Here is an 18,966-nt window from a genome sequence, read left to right on the forward strand (position 1 = left end):
CCCGGGCACCTGCGCGTGCCCGGGTGCGCCTGGCGGGGTCACACCCAACCGAGCCAGCTCCAATAGGTCGCCGCGAACACCAGCATCAAGGCATACCCCACCAGCGTCACCAGAATCCCCACCTTGGCAAACTGCCGCGCCGTGAACGTGCCCGTTCCCAGGCACACCATGTTCTGTGGCGCATTGATCGGCAGGATAAACCCGTAGCTCATCACAAACCCCAAGAGCATGGTCATGCCCAGGCGGCTGAATTCACCCGGCAAGGTCTGCAACACCGCAATCAGGATCGGCAGCAACGCCGAGGTCAGTGCGGTGGCGCTGGCAAAACCCAGGTGGATCAGGATCAAGAACGCACCAAGAATCGCAAACACACCCAACGGCCCGACCTGATCCAACCCCGTGTGCGCCACCACGGTAGCCCCCAGCCATTGCCCGGCCTGGGTGGTCAGCAGCGCCGTACCCAGGCTGATGCCCACTCCGAACACAATCACCGTGCCCCACGGAATACGCGACTGCACATCCTTCCAGGTCATCACGCCGATCCCCGGCAACAACAAAAACACCAAGCCGGCGTAAGTGGTCGAGGTGGTGTCGAAACTGTGCAAGCGCCCTTCCGTAGCCCAGGCCAGCAGCAACAACACGGAAACGCTCAGCAAGCGTTTCTGTGGCCCGGTCATCGGGCCGATTTCCACCAGCGACTGCGCCACCGCTTCCTTGCCACCGGGAATGCTGTCGGTCTCTGGCGGCAGCAACTTGAGGACCAGAAACAGCAGCACCGCCGACATGATCAACGCCCACGGCGCGCCCGCGATCAGCCAGTCGATCCACGACACACGCTGGCCGAGCATCTTGTCCATGAAGCCGACCGTCAGCAGGTTCTGCGCGGCGGCGGTCTGGATCCCGACGTTCCAGATGCTGGTGCCCTGGGCCACGACGATCATGATGCCGGCGGCGATGTTCGAGCGCTTGTCCACGCCGAATGCAGCAATCACCCCCATCATGATCGGCACCACACAGGCACTGCGCGCGGTGGCGCTGGGCACCACCAGGCTGAGCAGGATCGTCACCGCAATCGCCCCCAGCAGGATGCGCCGGGTGCTGGTGCCGACACGGCTCAGGGTGACCAGGGCGATGCGCCGGTCCAGGCCGGTGTGGGTCATGGCCGCCGCGATAAACAGTGCCCCCGCCACCAACGCCAGCGCCGGGTTGGAGAACCCGGTGAGCGCCATGCTGATTGCCGGGCTGGTGCCGATCACATGCGTGGGGTCTTGCAGCGACGGCGCGGTGCCAAGCAGAAAGGCCATCAGCGAAGTGATCATGATCGCGCTGGCCTCATAGGACACCGCCTCGGTGATCCACACCACCACGGCAAAGGCGAGGATCGCCAGCATGCGGTGCCCGGCCACCGGCAAGTCGGCGGGCAGCGGCAACAACAACACCCCGGCCATCACCAGCACGGCGATCAGCAGGCCCAGGGGGAGTTTGAAAGATGCCGCGCTCATGGGGTGCTCCAAGGCTCTAGATCAGGCCTTGAGCATGAGGCAAAGCGCCGCGCGGCGTGTTGACTGGTGTCAACGCCCTAGGCCAATAACTGGCTGAGCACCGCGCGTAACTTGCCGGGCTTGACCGGCTTGTTCAACAAGGGCGCTTCCAGCCGGCGAAGGGCGCGTCGGCATTGGTCGGTACGGTCTGCCGTGATGATCACGGCCGGGATTTTCTGCTCGAAATGCTCGCGCAGGTGCTTGACCACCGCGCAGCCCACCACCCCGTGGTCCAGGTGATAGTCCGCCAGGATCAGCTCCGGCGCCCGGCCCTGCAGCGCCAGCAACGCACCCGCCTGGTCAGTGGCGGTGACCACTTCACACCCCCACTGCCCGAGCAGCGCGCGCATGCTTTCGAGGATGCTCACCTCATTATCGATCACCAGCAAACGCCGGCCCGGCAGGGGGTTGCCGGTGGTCGGCTGCACCGGCAACTGGCTGATCGGCAGGGGCATGTCGGCACTCAACGGCACCTCGATACTGAACATTGAACCGCGCCCCGGCCAGGAGCGCACGGCGATCGGGTACCGCAAAATCTCGGCGATACGCTCCACAATCGCCAAGCCCAACCCTACGCCCTTGCGGTCCGCCGCGCGGCCGACGTCGAGCTGGTTGAACTCGAGGAAAATCGCCTGCAGCCGGTCCGCCGCAATCCCGCGCCCGGTGTCCCACACTTCCAGGCGCAGGCAATCGCCCCGCTTGCGCGCGCCCAGCAGGATGCAACCTTCGTCGGTATAGCGGCAGGCATTGCTGAGGAAATTACGCAGGATCCGCGTCAGCAGCCGCAAGTCGGTGCTGATCGCATAAGGCCCGGTGTGCACCCGCAGGTTCAACCCCGCCGCCTGGGCCACCGATTGAAATTCCGAGACCAGCGGTGCGAACAGCTCGTCGAGGCGATACAGCGCCACATCCGGCTTGACTGCGGCCTGGTCGAGTCGTGAGATGTCCAGCAAGTCGGTGAGCAAATCCTCGGCGCCTTCCAGCGCCTGGTGCGTGCGTTCCACCAGCACCTGCTCGACGCTGGGCAACTGGCGCTCACGCAGGGTGGCGATCAACAGCCGTGCGGCGTTGAGCGGCTGCAACAGGTCATGGCTGGCGGCGGCCAGGTATTTGTCTTTGCTGCGGTTGGCCGCCTGGGCGGCGTCGCGGGCGTCGCGCAGGTCCTGTTCGATCTGCTCGCGCTGGGCAATCTGCTGTTGCAGGTTGTGGTTGGCTTCCAGCAACTCGTCGGTGCGCGCGGCAACGCGTTGTTCCAGCTCGTCGTTGAGGCGGATATAACGCTTGCGCTCGGACTCCAGCTCATCCAGCCGGGCGGTGAGTTCCGGGTAGTGGCTCTTGCGTGCCGAATGGTTGCCCAGCCCCAATAGCCCGGCAAGGGCACGTTGCTGGTCGTCAGAGAGCTTCGCCATAGACGACCTCGACGTCACGCTGGCTGGACTCACGCGGGTTGGTGAGGATGCACGGGTCGTGCATCGCATGCTGGGACAGGAACGGAATATCCGCCACGCGCACGCCGTGCAGGCCGAGGGTTTCGTTGAAGCCGATCGCGTGCTTGAGCGCGATCAGATGGTCCACCAGCCGCGCGCAGATTTGTCGATGGTTGAGGCCCCGGCAGTCGATGCCGAACGTCTCGGCAATCACCTTGAAACGCTCCGGCGCCGAGCTGTAGTTGAACGCCACCACATGCTCGACCAGCACCGCGTTGCACAGCCCGTGGGGCAAGTCGAGGAAGCCCCCCAGGCTGTGGGACATGGCGTGCACCGCGCCCAGGATCGCATTGGAAAACGCCAGCCCGGCCTGCATGCTGCCCAGCATGATTTTCTCACGCAGGGCGATGTCGCTGGGGTTGGCGATCATCTGCACCAGGTTGCCGTTGATCAACCGCATCGCCTCCAGCGCATGGGGGTCCGTCAGCGGGCCATGACCGGTGGAAACGAACGCTTCGATGGCATGCACCAACGCGTCGATGCCGGTGCAGGCGGACAGGAACGGGTCCATGCTGGCGGTGGTTTCCGGGTCGATCAGCGACACATCCGGGACCACCGCCTTGCTGACGATGGAGAACTTCATGCGCTCCTGCTGATTGGAGATGATCACGAACTGCGAGACATCCGCCGAGGTGCCGGCGGTGGTCGGAATCAGGATCAATGGCGGGCTGGGCACGCGAAGGGTGTCGACACCTTCGAATTCGAGGATGCTGCGCCCGTGGGCCACCACAATGCCGATGGCCTTGCCGCAATCCATGGGGCTACCGCCGCCGATGGCGACGATCACGTCGCAGTGGTTTTCGCGGTACACCTCGGCACCGAGCATCACTTCTTCGACACGCGGGTTGGGGGACACGGCGGTGTACAGGCAGTAGTCGATGCCGATGGCTTGCAGGCTGGCTTCCACATCGGCGACCCAACCGGCGGCGATCACACCGGGGTCGCTGACCACCAGCACCTTGCGCGCGCCGAAGGTCTTGGCGTAGTTGCCAACGTTGTGCCGGCAACCGGCACCAAAGATGATTTCAGGCGAGACGAATTTACGCAGAAGGCTCAGATTAGGGCTCATTGGAAAGCCTGTTTTTATTATTTTGGAAGAATGCGCTCCACACTAACCCATCCGGCTGCGAATGCAATCAGACCAAAGAGGCATCCTTCCGACAGCACCCGCAGTCAGCGGCTAGCGAAGTACATCGTGACTTCGAAGCCGATACGCAGGTCGGTAAACGCAGGTTTGGTCCACATGGGGGCAGTCCTCTTGTTGGGCCGGAGGGTTCCGGTATAGGCATTAATGCATGTGAGGTTGAGAGGGCGAATACTACTTTCGAAGTAGCGAAGACACTGCATTAGTCGCGAATGTACAGAAGTCAAAATGTGGGAGCGGGCTTGCTCGCGAATAGGGTGTGTCAGCCACATATAGGTTGACTGATCCACCGCTTTCGCGAGCAAGCCCGGTCCCACAGTTTTGACCGCGTTGAATCAGAAGAAGCCCAGCGGGTTGATGTCGTAGCTCACCAGCAGGTTTTTGGTCTGCTGATAATGGTCGAGCATCATCTTGTGGTTCTCACGCCCGACGCCCGACTTCTTGTAACCGCCAAAGGCTGCATGCGCGGGGTACAGGTGATAGCAATTGGTCCACACCCGTCCGGCCTTGATCGCCCGGCCCATGCGGTAGGCGCGGTTGATGTCGCGGGTCCACAGGCCGGCACCCAGGCCGAACTCGCTGTCGTTGGCAATCGCCAGGGCTTCGGCTTCGTCCTTGAAGGTGGTCACGCCCACCACCGGCCCGAAGATTTCTTCCTGGAACACGCGCATCTTGTTGTGCCCCTTGAGCAGGGTCGGCTGGATGTAATAGCCGCTGGAGAGGTCTCCTTCCAAACGCTCGGCCGCGCCACCGGTGAGCAGCACCGCGCCCTCCTCCTGGGCGATCTTCAGGTAGGAGAGGATCTTGTCGTATTGCTGCTCGGACGCCTGGGCGCCCACCATGGTCTCGGTGTCCAGCGGGTTGCCGCGCTTGATCTTGACGATCTTCTTCATCACCTCAGCCATGAACGGCTCATAGATCGACTCCTGCACCAGCGCCCGCGACGGGCAGGTGCACACTTCGCCCTGGTTGAAGAACGCCAGGACCAAGCCTTCGGCGGCTTTCTCGATGAATTGCGGCTCGGCCTGCATGATGTCTTCAAAGAAGATATTCGGCGACTTGCCGCCCAGCTCCACGGTGGACGGAATGATGTTCTCGGCGGCCGCATGCATGATGTGCGCGCCCACCGGGGTGGAGCCGGTAAAGGCGATTTTGGCGATGCGCTTGCTGGTGGCCAGCGCCTCCCCCGCTTCGCGACCAAAGCCGTGCACGATGTTCAGCACGCCAGGCGGCAGCAGGTCGCCGATCAGCTCGGCAAACACCATGATCGACAGCGGCGTCTGCTCGGCTGGCTTGAGCACGATGCAGTTACCGGCGGCCAAGGCCGGTGCGAGTTTCCACGCGGCCATCAGCAGCGGGAAGTTCCACGGGATGATTTGCCCAACCACGCCCAAGGGCTCGTGGAAGTGGTAGGCGGCGGTCAGCTCGTTGATCTCGGCGGCGCCGCCTTCCTGGGCGCGGATGCAGCCAGCGAAGTAACGGAAATGGTCAGCGGCCAGGGGCACGTCGGCGTTGAGGGTTTCGCGCACGGCCTTACCGTTGTCCCAGGTCTCGGCCACGGCCAGTGCTTCGAGGTGCTGTTCGATGCGGTCGGCGATTTTCAGCAGCACCAGGGAACGGTCCTGGGCCGAGGTCTTGCCCCAGGCATCGGCAGCCGCGTGCGCGGCGTCGAGGGCCTTGTCGATATCGGCGGCGCTGGAGCGCGGGAATTCGGCAATCACTTCGCCGGTCACCGGCGAGGTGTTGGTGAAGTATTCGCCATTGACCGGCGCGACGAACTCGCCGCCGATGTAATTGCCGTAGCGCGGCTTGAAGCTGACGACGGCGCCAGGGGTGCCAGGTTGTGCATAGATCATGGTGAGGCCTCGGTTATTGTTGGGTCGTGAGGGGCTGCATCTGTGTGCGTTCGTACTGCGGATACAAGTGGCTGACGCTGCGGATCAGCTCATAGCGGCTGAGACTGATGGCGGCGAAACGCTCGGGAATCGGGCTGCGGATCAGCTCCGCCATGTCGCTGCCCTGTGCGGCGGCGTCGCGCAGCAATTGGTCGAGCCAGGTGAGGTAGTCGCGCATCTGCTCGAAGGGTTTGGCGTCGGTCGCGATAGGGCCGTGGCCGGGTACGATCAGCGTCCAGGGCAAACCTTGCAGAGTGGCGATATCCGCCAGCCAGATCAGCAGCCCCGGTGAATGAGGCGCGGTGAGCGCACGTTGGTAAAACACCAGGTCACCGGCAAACAGCACGCCGGTCTTCTGGTCAAAGATCGCCAGGTCGGCACCGGTATGGCCGCGCAGCTGCAGCAGTTGCAGGTCGTGGCTGCCGAAGCTTTTCACGCCGGGTTGCAGGGTCTGGTTGGGCATTACCACTTCGGTGCCGCGCATCCAGTCGCCGACCATGCGGTACAGGTTCTCGGCCATGCTGTCGCCCTGCTCATGCAGCAACACGGTGGTGCCGGCCAGGGCACCGATGGGCACGTCCTTGAAGGCTTGGTTGCCCAGTGCATGGTCGGGGTGGTGGTGAGTCAGCAACACCTGGATCACCGGTTTGTCGGTGACGCGGGCGATGGCCTGGCGCAGGGCTTCGCCGTAGCGCCTGGACGGCCCGGTGTCGATCACCACCACGCCGGCTTCGGTGACGATGAACCCGACATTGACGACGTTGCCGCCGTTGGCCTTGGCGAAATTGTCGGTGCTGCCTTCCAGCAACCAAGTGTTGTCGGCGATCAAACGGGGTGTGAGGGCGTAATCCAGCTCCGCCAGCGCCGGCAGGCTGAAGAGCACCAGCCACACCATAATCCAGCGCAGGTTCATGGGATGGCCGCCTCGAACTGGCTGCCGCTAGTGTCGCGCAGGGTCAGGCGCGTGGCGCCTGCACCTTCGATATCAAAGGCCAGGTTGGGGTTTTCGCTGACCGCAGGAAACAGCTCCAGGCGCGCCAATAGCCGGTTGTCGTCACCGCGCAGCTCGGCCTGGTGGATAAAGAATTCGGGAATGCCGCTGACCATGCCGTTGTCCATCGGGTGGGCAACTTGCAGCTTCACGCGGCTGAACTCGGCGCGCGGGTAACGGCCGCCCAGCACTTCGCCCAGGTGCTCCTCCCAACCCGGTTGGGTGCGTACCACGCTGGGCGCCGTGCAACCGCCGCCGGCGGCATCGATCAGCGTCGAGCCGACATGCCACATGCCATCCCTGGTCAACACCGCTGCACGCAACGGCGTGGCCTGCTCGATGCGAATCCGGATCGACAGCCACGGCAGCACGCGTTCCAGCGGCTGGAAATCGACGATCTGCGGCAGCGGGTTCAGCTCGGCCCAGGCAAGGATCCTGACCACGTCACCCTTGAACGCGCGGGCGTCGATCTCCAGCGGCACCTGGCGCGCATCCTCGGCGAACGGTGGCGCCAAGAGTTTCACCCGCTCGTCGAACACGAACGCTGCATTGTCGAGAAAACGCTGGTGATAGTAGGCCCACATCACCGAAGGCACCGGGTCCACGGGCGCGCCCCAGGCCAGCACCGGCCAGCAGCAGATCCACCACCCACGCAGGCGCATGGCTTACTCCTCGACGTGCACGCTGTCGAGGTAGGTGCGCACCGCCCACAGGGCTTCCTGGCTCAGGTAGTCAGCCATTTTCGGCATGTACACCCGGCCATCGCGCACGGCGCCGTGGCGCACGCGCTCTACGAACCATTCATCGCCGGCGTCACCGGCGTCGAGCATGCGCAGGTCGGGGGCGATCCCACCGGACTTGGCTTCCAGGCCATGGCAGGCGGCGCAGTTCTGGTTATAGGCAGAGGCACCGACTTCCACCGCCTTGTCGTGCTCCGGGGTGGTGCGATAGGGGTTGGTGGCAGCCCAGCCATCGGCGTCCAATGGCACGCCGGCCTCCTTGATCGGGGTAAGGCCTTTGGTTTCCACGGCGGTGGGTGTCACGTTGCCGTGGGCCCAGACGGAACCGGCACTGAGCGCGCCGGCAAACAGGCAGGCGGTGATCAAGGCGTTGCGTTTTGTTGTCATTATTTTTTCCCTCAGGATTGCACGCAAAACCTCTTCGCAGAGGCTATGGCAACCATCTTAGGAAGCCCCCGGCGGCACCCGTATGCTGCTTTGGTGGGCGGGTTCTCATCCGTTGGTAGCAGGCCTTGTGGGGCACTGCTAAATCAGAGGCGGTTCGGGAAATTGTCCCGGCAACACCGGGACTTTTTCCGTATTCGCCGCCGCATCCAGGCAGCAACCTGTGCAGGCCAAAACCTCCACTGGGAACTGCAACCATGACAATAAGATCGCTACCCGCCCTCTCACCTTTGAGCCTTGCCGTGCAAGCCTTTCTGCTGGTGGGCAGCCTGTCCCTCAGTGCTGCAAGCTATGCCGCTGCCGAACCCGCAACGAAGCAGACGCGCAATGTCACCTGGGAAGACATCGCCAACGACCACCTGACCACCAAGGACGTGCTGCAATACGGCATGGGCACCAACGCCCAACGCTGGAGCCCACTGGCGCAGGTCAACGACAAGAACGTGTTCAAGCTCACGCCGGCCTGGTCGTACTCGTTCGGCGATGAGAAGCAGCGCGGCCAGGAATCCCAGGCCATCGTCAGCGACGGCGTGGTCTACGTCACCGGCTCCTATTCCCGCGTGTTCGCCCTTGATGCGAAGACCGGCAAGCGCCTGTGGACCTACAACCACCGCCTGCCCGACAACATTCGCCCGTGCTGCGACGTGGTCAACCGTGGCGCGGCGATCTTTGGCGACAAGATCTACTTCGGCACCCTCGACGCGCGCCTGATCGCCCTCGACAAAAACACCGGCAAAGTGGTGTGGAACAAAAAATTCGGTGACCACGCCGCCGGCTACACCATGACCGGCGCCCCAGTGCTGATCAAAGACAAAGTCAGCGGCAAGGTGCTGCTGATCCACGGCAGCTCCGGCGATGAATTCGGCGTGGTCGGCCAGCTGTATGCGCGCGACCCGGACACCGGCGAAGAAGTCTGGATGCGCCCGTTCGTGGAAGGCCACATGGGCCGCCTGAATGGCAAGGACAGCACCCCGACCGGCGACGTCAAAGCGCCGTCGTGGCCGGATGACCCGACCACCGAAACCGGCAAGGTCGAGGCCTGGAGCCACGGCGGCGGCGCGCCTTGGCAGAGTGCGAGCTTCGATGCCGAGACCAACACCATCATCGTTGGCGCCGGCAATCCCGGCCCATGGAACACCTGGGCGCGTACATCGAAGGACGGCAACCCCCACGATTTCGACAGCCTCTACACCTCCGGCCAGGTCGGTGTAGACCCCAGTACCGGCGAAGTAAAATGGTTCTACCAGCACACCCCGAACGACGCTTGGGACTTCTCCGGCAACAACGAACTGGTGCTGTTCGACTACAAGGACAAGGACGGCAAGGTCATCAAGGCCACCGGCCATGCCGACCGCAACGGCTTCTTCTATGTGGTCGACCGCAACAACGGCAAGCTGCAGAACGCCTTCCCGTTTGTCGACAACATCACCTGGGCCAGCCACATCGACCTGAAGACCGGCCGCCCCGTGGAAAACGAAGGCCAGCGTCCGGCCAAGCCGTTGCCGGGTGAAACCAAGGGCAAGCCGGTGGAAGTCTCGCCGCCGTTCCTGGGGGGCAAGAACTGGAACCCCATGGCCTACAGCCAGGACACCGGCCTGTTCTATATCCCTGGCAACCAGTGGAAAGAGGAATACTGGACCGAAGAGGTCAACTACAAGAAGGGCTCGGCGTACCTGGGCATGGGGTTCCGCATCAAGCGCATGTATGACGACCACGTCGGCACCCTGCGGGCGATGAACCCGACCACCGGCAAGGTGGTGTGGGAGCACAAGGAACACCTGCCCTTGTGGGCCGGCGTGCTGGCGACCAAGGGCAATCTGGTGTTCACCGGCACTGGCGATGGCTTCTTCAAGGCCTTCGATGCGAAAACCGGCAAGGAGCTGTGGAAGTTCCAGACCGGCAGCGGCATCGTCTCGCCGCCGATCACCTGGGAGCAGGATGGCGAGCAGTACATCGGCGTCACCGTCGGCTACGGCGGTGCGGTGCCGCTGTGGGGCGGCGACATGGCTGAGCTGACCAAGCCAGTGGCACAGGGTGGGTCGTTCTGGGTGTTCAAGATCCCGAGCTGGGATCAGAAAACCGCCCAGAAGTAACCTTCGGCCGGGGGAATCCATAGGCTCTCCCGGCCTTCCTTCTTTAGAGGCCCCGCCATGAAACTCTTGCCTTTACTGCTCCTGCTGAGCCTGCCCCTGGCCCACGCCGACGATGGCGACGACGCCCCCCTCGTCATCAACGGCTGCACCCTCGCCGAACACAGCCAATGCCCCGGCGCCAACCTCAAGGGCGCCAACCTGAGTAACCAGAACTTGAGCAAAATGAACCTGGCCGGCGCCGACCTGCGCGATGCGGATTTGCGCCACGCCAACCTCGACCTGGCCAACCTGGAGAAAGCCCAGCTGCAAGGCGCCAACCTCACCCGCGCCAGCCTGCAACAGGCCAACCTGCGTCTGGCCGACTTTACCGGCGCCACGCTGATGGCCGTGCAAGGCTGGGGGATGTTTGCCCAGGGCGCGCAATTTGAAAACGCCAACCTGAGCGCCGCCTACCTCCAATTTGCAAGGCTGTCGGGCGCGAAGATGCACAAGGTCAACCTAAGGGCGGCCGACCTGGAAATGACCTGGCTGAGCAAGGCCGATCTGCAGGGGGCGGACCTCAGCGAGGCCAACCTGCAAGAAGCCAAGTTCGGTGAAAGCAACCTGGAAAAGGCCACGCTCACGGGCAGTCGCCAGCACTATGCGAATTTCCAGGATGCGAACATGGAAGGCTGCAAGGACTGCCCTACCACCTGGGATCGCTAGACACACCTCACTCTGTAGCTGGCTTGCCGGCGATGAGGATCTGTGGGGAGTGAGCTTGTTCCCGCTGGCGGCGTGGCATCTGGCCGCAATCTAACTGATACCCCAGCGATCCAAATGTGGGAGCTGGCTTGCCTGCGAAGGCGGCCTGACAGCCGACCTGGATGTTGGATCAGACTGGGTACATATCCGTTGTTTGGGTAACGGCCGCCTATGGTTCCGCTCTTACAGCGGCTCACTTTTGGAAAGGCCCAAAAGTAAGCAAAAGGCCTTCGCCCCAACACTCGGCACCTCGCCTAGGCTCGGTGTGCCCGTAATCCGACAGGTATTTGGGGGGCCGCCGCCACGCGCCATCCATGGCGCGGGGCGGCTAAACCGGCATCCCTGCCGGTTTACCCCCCAAATTCCTGTCGAATTCCGGCCAGCGTGTTTGACGGGGCGCCTAGGATCAAGATCAAAAGCAAGAGCACGGCGGCCTGGCAGCCGGCCTGAGTGGTCGAAGCAAAAGCAGGACGTGTAGGAGCTGGCTTGCCGGCGATGCAGGCAACTCGGTACAGCAGACAGACGCCGGTGACGCCATCTCCGGCAAGCCGGCTCCTACAGGTAATGGGGGTGGGTTCAGCCCGCCACGCGCACCACCCCCATGTCGATACCCAGGTGCACCAGCTCTGCATGGGAACTCACCTGCAATTTGCTCTTGAGCAGGGTCAGGTGGTTGGACACGGTCTTGCTGCTTATACTCAGCTGGGCAGCGATGGCGCGTGCCGGGGTGCCCTTGGCGAGCATCAGGAAAATCTCCAGCTCACGCTGGGTCATACTCTGCAAGCGCCGGTCCGTGGGGTGATAGGCCAGCTGCGTGGCCAGGTCCTGTTCGATATAGGTGTGGCCGTCAAGAATGCGCTCAACCGCTTCAAGCATCACCGCAGGCGAAGCGCTCTTGGTGAGATATCCCGAAGCGCCCGCGTCCAAAGCCTGGCGCACCAGGGGCAGCTCGGCATGCTGGCTGAAAAACAGCACGCGCAATTGTGGCAGGCGCTGGCGCAGGCGTCGTGTGGTTTCCAGGCCGCTGATGCCCGGCAAGCCGAAGCCGATGATCACCAGGTTGGGCACCGCTTCGTGCACCCGCGCCAGGGCTTCCTCGCCACTCGCCGCTTCGCGCACTACCACGCCCGGCAGTCCGTCGCGCAACAGCCCGGCATAACCCAGGCGGACCACGGCGTGATCATCGACCAGCAGGATATTCATAGTGCCTCCAATGGCTGCGCATCACCCCATGCTAGAGCCCCTGCACCCACCAAGACCTACTACTTTGGTACTGATTTTCCTGTCTATCGTCGCATTCCCAAGGCAGCGGGACTCGCGTGTAATGGGTGCATAACGATAAGGATCGGACCCGCCATGCTGCCCGCTCGACTGCCACTTGCGGCACTGTTGTGCCTGTTCTTCACGCCCGTACAGGCCGACGCCCCACTGTTTTCCCCCGATGGCTACCGCGTCAGCCTGTACCGCAGCCCTACGCCCGCTCAACTGCCCGGTGCGACCATCGTCGACACCCCTGCCCTGCAAGCCCTGCTGACCCAGACACCCGCACCCGTGCTGGTCGATGTGTACCGTCGCCAATGGCTGCAAGGCCGCTTCATCGAGGACCAGCCCCATGCCAACCTGCCCGGCAGCCACTGGCTGGCCAATACCGGCGACGGCGACCTCACGCCCGAATGGCAAGGCTATTTCGCGCGACACCTGTACACCTTCACCGGCGGCAACCTCGCACGCCCGCTGGTGTTCTACTGCCGCGCCGATTGCTGGCTGAGTTGGAACGCGGTAAAACGAGCCGCCAACCTGGGCTATACCTCTGTGTATTGGTACCGCGATGGCTTGGACGCATGGGAAGCGGCAAACCTGCCAGTGATGGCTGCGACACCCGAACCCTTTGAATAAAAAACCACAACAAGAAGGTGAACGGCCATGTACAAAATTCTGATTGCCGACGATCACCCGCTGTTTCGCGAGGCGATCCATAACGTCATCAGCGACGGTTTCCCCGGCAGCGACGTGATGGAAACCGCCGACCTGGACAGCGCCCTCGCCTTGACCCAGGAACACGACGACCTCGACCTGATCCTGCTGGACTTGAACATGCCCGGCATGCATGGTCTCAACGGCTTGATCAACCTGCGCAACGAGTCACCGACCATCCCGGTGGTGATCGTCTCGGCCGAGCAAGACAAGCAGATCGTGCTGCAAGCCATCACCTACGGCGCCGTGGGTTTTATCACCAAGTCGTCACCCCGCCTGCAAATGACCGAAGCGATCCAGCAGATTCTCAACGGCAACGTGTACCTGCCGCCGGACATCATCCGCACCCAGCGCAACAGCGGGCAGCGCCGCATGAACGACAGCCCCGGGTTTGCGCCAGAACTGCTGCAAGCGCTGACGCGCAAGCAGTTGCTGGTACTGGAACGGATGACCAAGGGCGAGTCGAACAAGCAGATCGCCTACACGCTGGAGATTGCCGAGACCACGGTGAAGGCGCATGTGTCGGCGATTCTGCGCAAACTGAATGTGCACAATCGGGTGCAGGCGATTCTCAGCGCTGGGGATATCGATTTCGGCTCGTACCTGCGCCGCTGAAACGTCAAGACGACGAGGTCGAGGTGGGAGCTGGCTTGCCTGCGAAAGCGCTGGGTCAGTTTGCACAGCCGTAACTGATACACCGCTTTCGCAGGCAAGCCAGCTCTCACATTTGATCTGCGTGCGCAGGTGTTTCAGTGTTTATTTTCCAAGCAGATGACTCATGGCGGTCTTGAGCTTCATCGGCCGCACCGGCTTGTGCATCAACGTGTGCCCCAATTCGCGTATCTGCAGCTTCAACTCATTGCTGTAGTTGGCGGTGATCATCAGTGCCGGCACCGCACTGCCGCGCCGGGCGTTGATGCGGGCAACGGCGTCCACACCGTTCTGGTCGTCGTCCAGGTGGTAGTCGGCAATCAGCAAGTCCGCTTCGGCATGGTAGTTGTCCACCTGCCGCGCCAGGTCCTGCTCCGACAGCGCGGTGATCACCCGGCAGCCCCAGCCTTCGAGCAAGGTGCGCATACCGGCGCAAATCGCGGCGTCGTTATCCAACACCCACACGCGCGCGCCTTGCAAGCGCTCCAGCATCGGCTCGCTCATGCACAGCGTCGGCAATGACTTTGGCGCAGTGGCACTCAGCGGCACTTCCACCGAAAACATCGAGCCCTTGCCCGGCCAGGACTTGACGCTGATGCGATGGCCCAGTATGCCGGCGATTTTCTCCACGATCGCCAGGCCCAACCCGAGCCCACGGTCCTGGTCCGGACGCTGGATATCGCCGCGTTTGAACTCCTGGAAAATCTCTTCAAGCCGGTCCTCGGCAATGCCCATGCCGCTGTCCCACACTTGGATCAGCAAGCGCTGCTGCTGGCGTCGGCAACCCAGCACCACGCGCCCTGAGTAGGTGTAGCGAATGGCATTGCTCAACAGGTTGCGCAGGATCCGCGCGAGCAACTGGATATCGCTGCGCACCAATGCCGAACAACCGACAAAGTGCAGCTCAAGCCCTTCGCTGCGCGCCAGTTCGGTGTATTCGGCAGCCAGGTTGTCGAGCAATTCGCTCAGGGCAAACGGGGCGATATCAGCCTTGATCACCCCGGCATCCAGCTTGGAAATATCCACCAGCGTGCCCAGCAGGTTTTCCACGTCTTCCAGGGAGTTGCTCACATTGCGCACCAGGGTTTCGCTGGGGCGCTCCAGCAATGCGCTGGTGAACAGGCGCGCGGCATTCAGCGGTTGCAAGAGGTCGTGGCTGACCGCCGCAAGGAATTTGGTCTTCGATAGGTTGGCCTGCTCCGCTTCCAGCTTGGCTTCGCGCAGACGGGTTTCCATGCGCCGGCGCTCGTCGATCTCCTTGAGCAACTGGTCGTTGAGCGACGTGAGTTCCGAGGTGCGCTGGGCCACGCGTTGCTCCAGGTGCTGATAGGCCTGATGCAGGGCCTCGGCGGTGCGGCGCCGTTCAGTGATGTCGCGGATCAACACGAAGATCCCCACCACTTCGCCACTGGCGAGCATATTCGGCACATAGGAGCGCAGCATGTAGCGCTCCTGGTTGTTGATGTTGGTTTCGGCGAACTCGAAAGTCACGCTCTCGCCGGCCAGCGCGCGGGCGACGTAGGCGTCCAGGCGCTGGCAATGTTGCTCGCTGTGCACTTGGCGCAGGCTCTGGCCGAGCATCATGCCGCGCGGCCAGCAGTACCATTCTTCATAGACTTTGTTGGTGAATTCGTAGACCAGGTCAGAATTCAGGTAGCCGATCAGCGCCGGCACGTTGTCGGTGATCAGGCGGATCCAGCGTTCGCTCTCCTGGGCTTTCTGCGCCGCCACCTGCTCGCCGCGCAAGGCTTCGGCCCGCAGCCGCGCGTTGATCAGCAGGTGGTTGCTGGCCTTGAGCTCGGCCATCGCCTGGTTCAAAGCGTCGGTGCGTTCGCGCACTTGCTCGGCCAGCACCACCGAATGCTGGAAGGTGGTGTAGGGGTTGTTGCCCTGGGTCATGCCGGACTCGATGCGCTCGATCAGCGCCGCGTTGATCCGGGCCAGCTTGTGGTTGTCCTGTTGCAGCCGGGCCAACTGGGCGAGCAGTTCAGCGTCGGCCTCGGGCAATGGCGACCCCGGTGAAGGTCTGGTTGATGTGCATGCCATTGAACTGTTCTCCGTAGGTGTTGAAACCCATCACCCGCTGGTCGCGCAAATAACCGCCGATCTGTTCCAGGTCGCCGGCGTCTTCCAGTTCCAGGCGGCGCAAAAAGCAATCGCAGCCGATGGTCAGCAACAGGTCGCCGAGGCGCGCTTGAAGGCCGCCGAACAGGGTTTGCAGGTTGGGCAGGATCGGCCCGGGTTTCATGACCGTCAGCACGATGCCGTTTTCCACCGCGCAGTAGAAACTCAGGCTCAGGTCGTCGTGCACCTGTTGGATCGAGCGCAGGTAGTACTGGTCGTGGATGCGCACGGCCAGTGGGTGGGCGGCGAAGGTGCGGTGGTCGAGATCGGCCACGGCCACGCCGATGTGCCGTGCGTACTCTTCGGCGGCGGGCTCGGCGTTGAGTTCGAAGACCCGGCGCGAGGGACTGTCAGCGCCGGTGACCACCAGTTTTTCCGTGCGCGGCAGGATGTGGTGGGTGGTGAACACCTCGAAATCCAGCCAGGTATTGACCAGCACCACCACCGCCGCGCCACTGTGGAACACGCCATTGAAGTACACGTGGGTGTGGGTGAGGAAGTTGTCATCACCCGCCGAACCGCCGAAGTGAGGAATATCCCCCAGGGCCGCGCTGAGGGCCGCCAGCACCATTTCCTCACGGCTGGACAGGCCATCGAGCAATGTCAGCGCAAAGGTGTTGCCCTTGATCGGCGCCAGGGTATTGCTGCGGCAGCCGCCGACCAGGCGCTCGACCATGTCCTGGGCGTTGATCAGGCTGAAATGCTCCACCTGGTCGATGAGTTCAGTGGCGATGGAAAAGTGCGCATGGTTGAAGCCCACCGCCGTGATGCAGTTACGGCCATAGCCTTGAGGGGTGATTTCGCCGGCGCTGGTGCAGCCGACCACGCGTACGCTGCCAAAGCACTGTTGCAGCGCTTGGCCCAGGGCCTGCAGGTCATAGGACGCCGAGCAGAAAAACAGCACAAACCCCAAGTACGGGTGCAGCAGTTGCCGCGCCAGCTCTTCGGCGGCCTGCCCGGCATCCGTGGCCTGGGACATGGCACTGACTACGCCTTCACTGTTGTGCATCGTTGGCTCCCCCCTCTGAGGCACCAGTGTACGAAGGGCCAGGAGGGAGACCTATGCTACTTGGGTACTGGGTCGGGGATGCGTTGGGATGAACCCCCTACTCCTCAGGCTCGGGCAAAGGCCACGGCTTTCTCGAACTGCTCGGGAGTCGGACGCACGCCGGTATAGAGCACGAACTGTTCCAGGGCCTGGATGGCGATCACCTCCAGGCCCGTGATCACTCGCTTGCCTTTGGCACGGCCACGCACGATCAGCGGTGTTTCGCTGGGGATCGCTACCACATCGAACACAGTCTCGGCAGAATCCACCGCATCGGCATCAAACGCGAGCGCATCCGCCTCGGCGCCACCGGTCATGCCAATGGGGGTGACGTTGATCAGCATCTGTGGGCGCAGGTCGCCCAGTTCGGCCTGCCACGCATAGCCCAGGTTTTGCGCCAGGGCCCGGCCTGCCGCCGCGTTGCGCGCCACTATGACGCCATTGGCGTAGCCGCCATCCCGCAAGGCACTGGCCACGGCCTTGGCCATGCCGCCGCTGCCCCGTAGGGCGAAGGTCGAGTCTTTCGGCACCGCGTGCTTTTTCAGCAGTTGTTCAATGGCGATATAGTCGGTGTTGTAGGCCTTGAGGTGCCCGTCGGTGTTGACGATGGTGTTCAGGGAGTCGATGGCCTGGACCGAATCGTCGAGTTCGTCCACCAAGGCAATGGCAGCCTCCTTGAACGGCATGGAAACCCCGCAACCGCGTACGCCCAGCGCGCGGATACCACCGATCGCGCCGGGCAAATCCTGGCTGCTGAAGGCTTTATAGTAGAAGTTCAGACCCAGCTGTTCGTACAGGTGGTTATGAAAACGCAGGCCAAAATTCCCCGGGCGCGCCGACAGAGACATGCACAGTTGGGTGTCTTTGTTGGGGTGCATCTGCATGGGTAGCTCCTTTGAGTAAGCAAATCGGTACAGACCTTACACAACCTTTACCTAGCGGCTGTGCTGTTTTTTAGAAATACGTTGTCTTAAAAGTATCCCCGCGACATTACTTGAGTCTATTGATGACAGACCACAAGCGCTGGGGCTAACCGAGGAATGACCATGATTCGTACAATCCCCAAGATCGCCTTGCTTGTTGGCGCACTCGCTATGGCAGGCCAAGCCTCCGCCCACGGTGGTGGTTGGGGTGGCCCGGCCGTATTGGGTGCTTTAGTCGGCGCCGCAGTCGTGGGCTCCGTGGTTGCCAGCCAGCCGCGTGAGGTCTATGTGCAGCAGCCGGTGTATGTGCAACCGCAGCCGGTGTATGCCGCGCCGCCGCCGGTCTACTACGCACCGCCGCCACCGGTGTATGTGCAACAGCAGGTTTATTATCGCCCGGCGCCGGTCTATTACGGCCCACCCCGTGGCTACTACGGCCCTCCCCACGGCTACTACCGTCGCGGCTGGTAACGACTCATCTGGAAACAGGCCCCGCAGGTTGCGGGGCCTTTTTTTGCCTGAAAAGTCCGGATTTACAGCGCCAAGGTCGCTTTGAGGACACTGATCGGGCTGAAATCGCACATCATCAACACCAATGTCTACTTGCCCGAACAGGCCTCGCGCTGTCATGTTTGTGTCACGACATACTTCCACTATCGATTCTGTCCACCCAATAACAACAAGGACGACTGACCATGCCCACGCAAAACCCGCACCGCACCGCCGGCCTTTGTACTTCCAGCAAGGTCTACAACGCCCTCACCGAGCTCAAGCACCTGGAAGGCCACCGCAGCGCCAAGTTCCTCGCGCTGCTGGCAGAAAACCTGGTGCGCAAGGGTTTGGTCAGCGAGCAGGAAGTGGTGAACATGCTCGATCAGGTGGTGGACTGACGCCTCGCGTCGATGTCGACTATCAAGACAGGTGATTTTTCCTACGCAGGCCCAACCCGTAAGGTGACCTCCATAGCAATTGGAGGTCCTTATGCCCACTGTTCAGATCATGTCCGTCATCGGCAGCGCCGTCCCCGCCCGCCTTCGGGAGTCGGGTTTACTCGCCTGCTGGTACCTGGTGCGCGATGGCGAACCCATCAGCGGCCCGCTCACGTCCTTGTCGGCCGCTGAAAAACAACTGCAACAGGCCTCGAACTTCAGGCTGCATGCCTGAGGT

Annotated in this window: 19 protein-coding genes; 7 read left to right on the forward strand and 12 right to left on the reverse strand. The window is 62.6% G+C overall.

What is annotated here, in order from left to right:
* Positions 1-38: 38 nt before the first annotated feature.
* The 8 genes from CWC48_RS00105 to pedF form a co-directional block, all read right to left on the reverse strand.
* The gene (locus CWC48_RS00105) at positions 39-1,502 is read right to left on the reverse strand and encodes a DASS family sodium-coupled anion symporter (protein ID WP_100491093.1); all 1,464 of its coding nucleotides are present in this window, start codon (positions 1,500-1,502) and stop codon (positions 39-41) included.
* A 77-nt stretch (positions 1,503-1,579) separates the two neighbouring features.
* Positions 1,580-2,950, reverse strand: a complete 1,371-nt coding sequence (locus CWC48_RS00110) for a hybrid sensor histidine kinase/response regulator (RefSeq protein ID WP_100491094.1) — start codon at positions 2,948-2,950, stop codon at positions 1,580-1,582.
* Entirely contained in the window at positions 2,934-4,097 is a 1,164-nt protein-coding gene (ercA, locus tag CWC48_RS00115) for an alcohol dehydrogenase-like regulatory protein ErcA (RefSeq protein WP_078047802.1), read from the reverse strand. The genes CWC48_RS00110 and ercA overlap by 17 nt, the downstream gene beginning before the upstream one ends.
* A 104-nt stretch (positions 4,098-4,201) precedes the next feature.
* Positions 4,202-4,273, reverse strand: a complete 72-nt coding sequence (gene pqqA / locus CWC48_RS00120; protein WP_010209364.1) for a pyrroloquinoline quinone precursor peptide PqqA — start codon at positions 4,271-4,273, stop codon at positions 4,202-4,204.
* A 234-nt stretch (positions 4,274-4,507) separates the two neighbouring features.
* Positions 4,508-6,028 carry an aldehyde dehydrogenase family protein gene (locus CWC48_RS00125; RefSeq protein WP_099494550.1) on the reverse strand — a complete coding sequence of 507 codons (1,521 nt, stop codon included), beginning with the start codon at positions 6,026-6,028 and terminating at the stop codon, positions 4,508-4,510.
* Positions 6,029-6,041: 13 nt separating this feature from the next.
* Positions 6,042-6,980: a quinoprotein relay system zinc metallohydrolase 1 gene (locus CWC48_RS00130; RefSeq protein ID WP_371857036.1), complete on the reverse strand. Its 939-nt coding sequence runs from the start codon at positions 6,978-6,980 to the stop codon at positions 6,042-6,044.
* Positions 6,977-7,720 (reverse strand): quinoprotein dehydrogenase-associated SoxYZ-like carrier, encoded by a 744-nt coding sequence (locus CWC48_RS00135; RefSeq protein ID WP_078047800.1) that lies wholly within the window; start codon positions 7,718-7,720, stop codon positions 6,977-6,979. Before CWC48_RS00135 ends, CWC48_RS00130 begins: the two co-directional genes overlap by 4 nt.
* Positions 7,721-7,723: 3 nt before the next feature.
* Positions 7,724-8,185, reverse strand: a complete 462-nt coding sequence (pedF, locus tag CWC48_RS00140) for a cytochrome c-550 PedF (protein WP_078047799.1) — start codon at positions 8,183-8,185, stop codon at positions 7,724-7,726.
* A gap of 254 nt (positions 8,186-8,439) precedes the next feature.
* Between pedF and exaA the strand changes: the two genes are divergently transcribed.
* Together exaA and CWC48_RS00150 are read left to right on the forward strand one after the other, a co-directional pair.
* Complete coding sequence (exaA, locus tag CWC48_RS00145; protein ID WP_078047798.1) at positions 8,440-10,335, forward strand: quinoprotein ethanol dehydrogenase; 1,896 nt, start codon at positions 8,440-8,442, stop codon at positions 10,333-10,335.
* A gap of 57 nt (positions 10,336-10,392) precedes the next feature.
* Entirely contained in the window at positions 10,393-11,040 is a 648-nt protein-coding gene (locus tag CWC48_RS00150) for a pentapeptide repeat-containing protein (RefSeq protein WP_100491095.1), read from the forward strand.
* A gap of 615 nt (positions 11,041-11,655) precedes the next feature.
* Here the strand turns inward: CWC48_RS00150 and CWC48_RS00155 are convergent.
* Positions 11,656-12,282: a response regulator transcription factor gene (locus CWC48_RS00155; RefSeq protein WP_078047796.1), complete on the reverse strand. Its 627-nt coding sequence runs from the start codon at positions 12,280-12,282 to the stop codon at positions 11,656-11,658.
* A gap of 153 nt (positions 12,283-12,435) precedes the next feature.
* On the opposite strand from CWC48_RS00155, the gene CWC48_RS00160 reads away from it, so the two are divergent.
* Together CWC48_RS00160 and CWC48_RS00165 are read left to right on the forward strand one after the other, a co-directional pair.
* Positions 12,436-12,975, forward strand: coding sequence for a PQQ-dependent catabolism-associated CXXCW motif protein (locus CWC48_RS00160; RefSeq protein ID WP_078047795.1), 540 nt, complete (start codon positions 12,436-12,438; stop codon positions 12,973-12,975).
* A 27-nt stretch (positions 12,976-13,002) separates the two neighbouring features.
* Positions 13,003-13,668 (forward strand): response regulator transcription factor, encoded by a 666-nt coding sequence (locus CWC48_RS00165; protein ID WP_078047794.1) that lies wholly within the window; start codon positions 13,003-13,005, stop codon positions 13,666-13,668.
* Between the two features lie 141 nt (positions 13,669-13,809).
* Here the strand turns inward: CWC48_RS00165 and CWC48_RS00170 are convergent, their stop codons facing one another.
* The 3 genes from CWC48_RS00170 to CWC48_RS00180 all read right to left on the reverse strand — a co-directional run bounded on the left by CWC48_RS00170 (position 13,810) and on the right by CWC48_RS00180 (position 17,760).
* Positions 13,810-15,750, reverse strand: a complete 1,941-nt coding sequence (locus tag CWC48_RS00170) for a NahK/ErcS family hybrid sensor histidine kinase/response regulator (protein WP_100491096.1) — start codon at positions 15,748-15,750, stop codon at positions 13,810-13,812.
* Positions 15,692-16,837, reverse strand: a complete 1,146-nt coding sequence (nosP, locus tag CWC48_RS00175) for a nitric oxide-sensing protein NosP (protein ID WP_100491097.1) — start codon at positions 16,835-16,837, stop codon at positions 15,692-15,694. The genes CWC48_RS00170 and nosP overlap by 59 nt, the downstream gene beginning before the upstream one ends.
* Before the next feature lie 104 nt (positions 16,838-16,941).
* Complete coding sequence (locus tag CWC48_RS00180; protein WP_078047791.1) at positions 16,942-17,760, reverse strand: shikimate 5-dehydrogenase; 819 nt, start codon at positions 17,758-17,760, stop codon at positions 16,942-16,944.
* Positions 17,761-17,916: 156 nt separating this feature from the next.
* Between CWC48_RS00180 and CWC48_RS00185 the strand changes: the two genes are divergently transcribed.
* From CWC48_RS00185 to CWC48_RS00195, 3 genes are all read left to right on the forward strand, one after another.
* Positions 17,917-18,270: a hypothetical protein gene (locus CWC48_RS00185; RefSeq protein WP_068931763.1), complete on the forward strand. Its 354-nt coding sequence runs from the start codon at positions 17,917-17,919 to the stop codon at positions 18,268-18,270.
* Between the two features lie 224 nt (positions 18,271-18,494).
* Complete coding sequence (locus CWC48_RS00190) at positions 18,495-18,689, forward strand: hypothetical protein (RefSeq protein ID WP_068931762.1); 195 nt, start codon at positions 18,495-18,497, stop codon at positions 18,687-18,689.
* A 91-nt stretch (positions 18,690-18,780) separates the two neighbouring features.
* Entirely contained in the window at positions 18,781-18,963 is a 183-nt protein-coding gene (locus tag CWC48_RS00195) for a hypothetical protein (RefSeq protein WP_068931761.1), read from the forward strand.
* Positions 18,964-18,966 lie beyond the last annotated feature (3 nt).

Origin of the sequence: Pseudomonas sp. S10E 269, assembly GCF_002798465.1 — a bacterium.
GTDB lineage: Bacteria > Pseudomonadota > Gammaproteobacteria > Pseudomonadales > Pseudomonadaceae > Aquipseudomonas > Aquipseudomonas pergaminensis.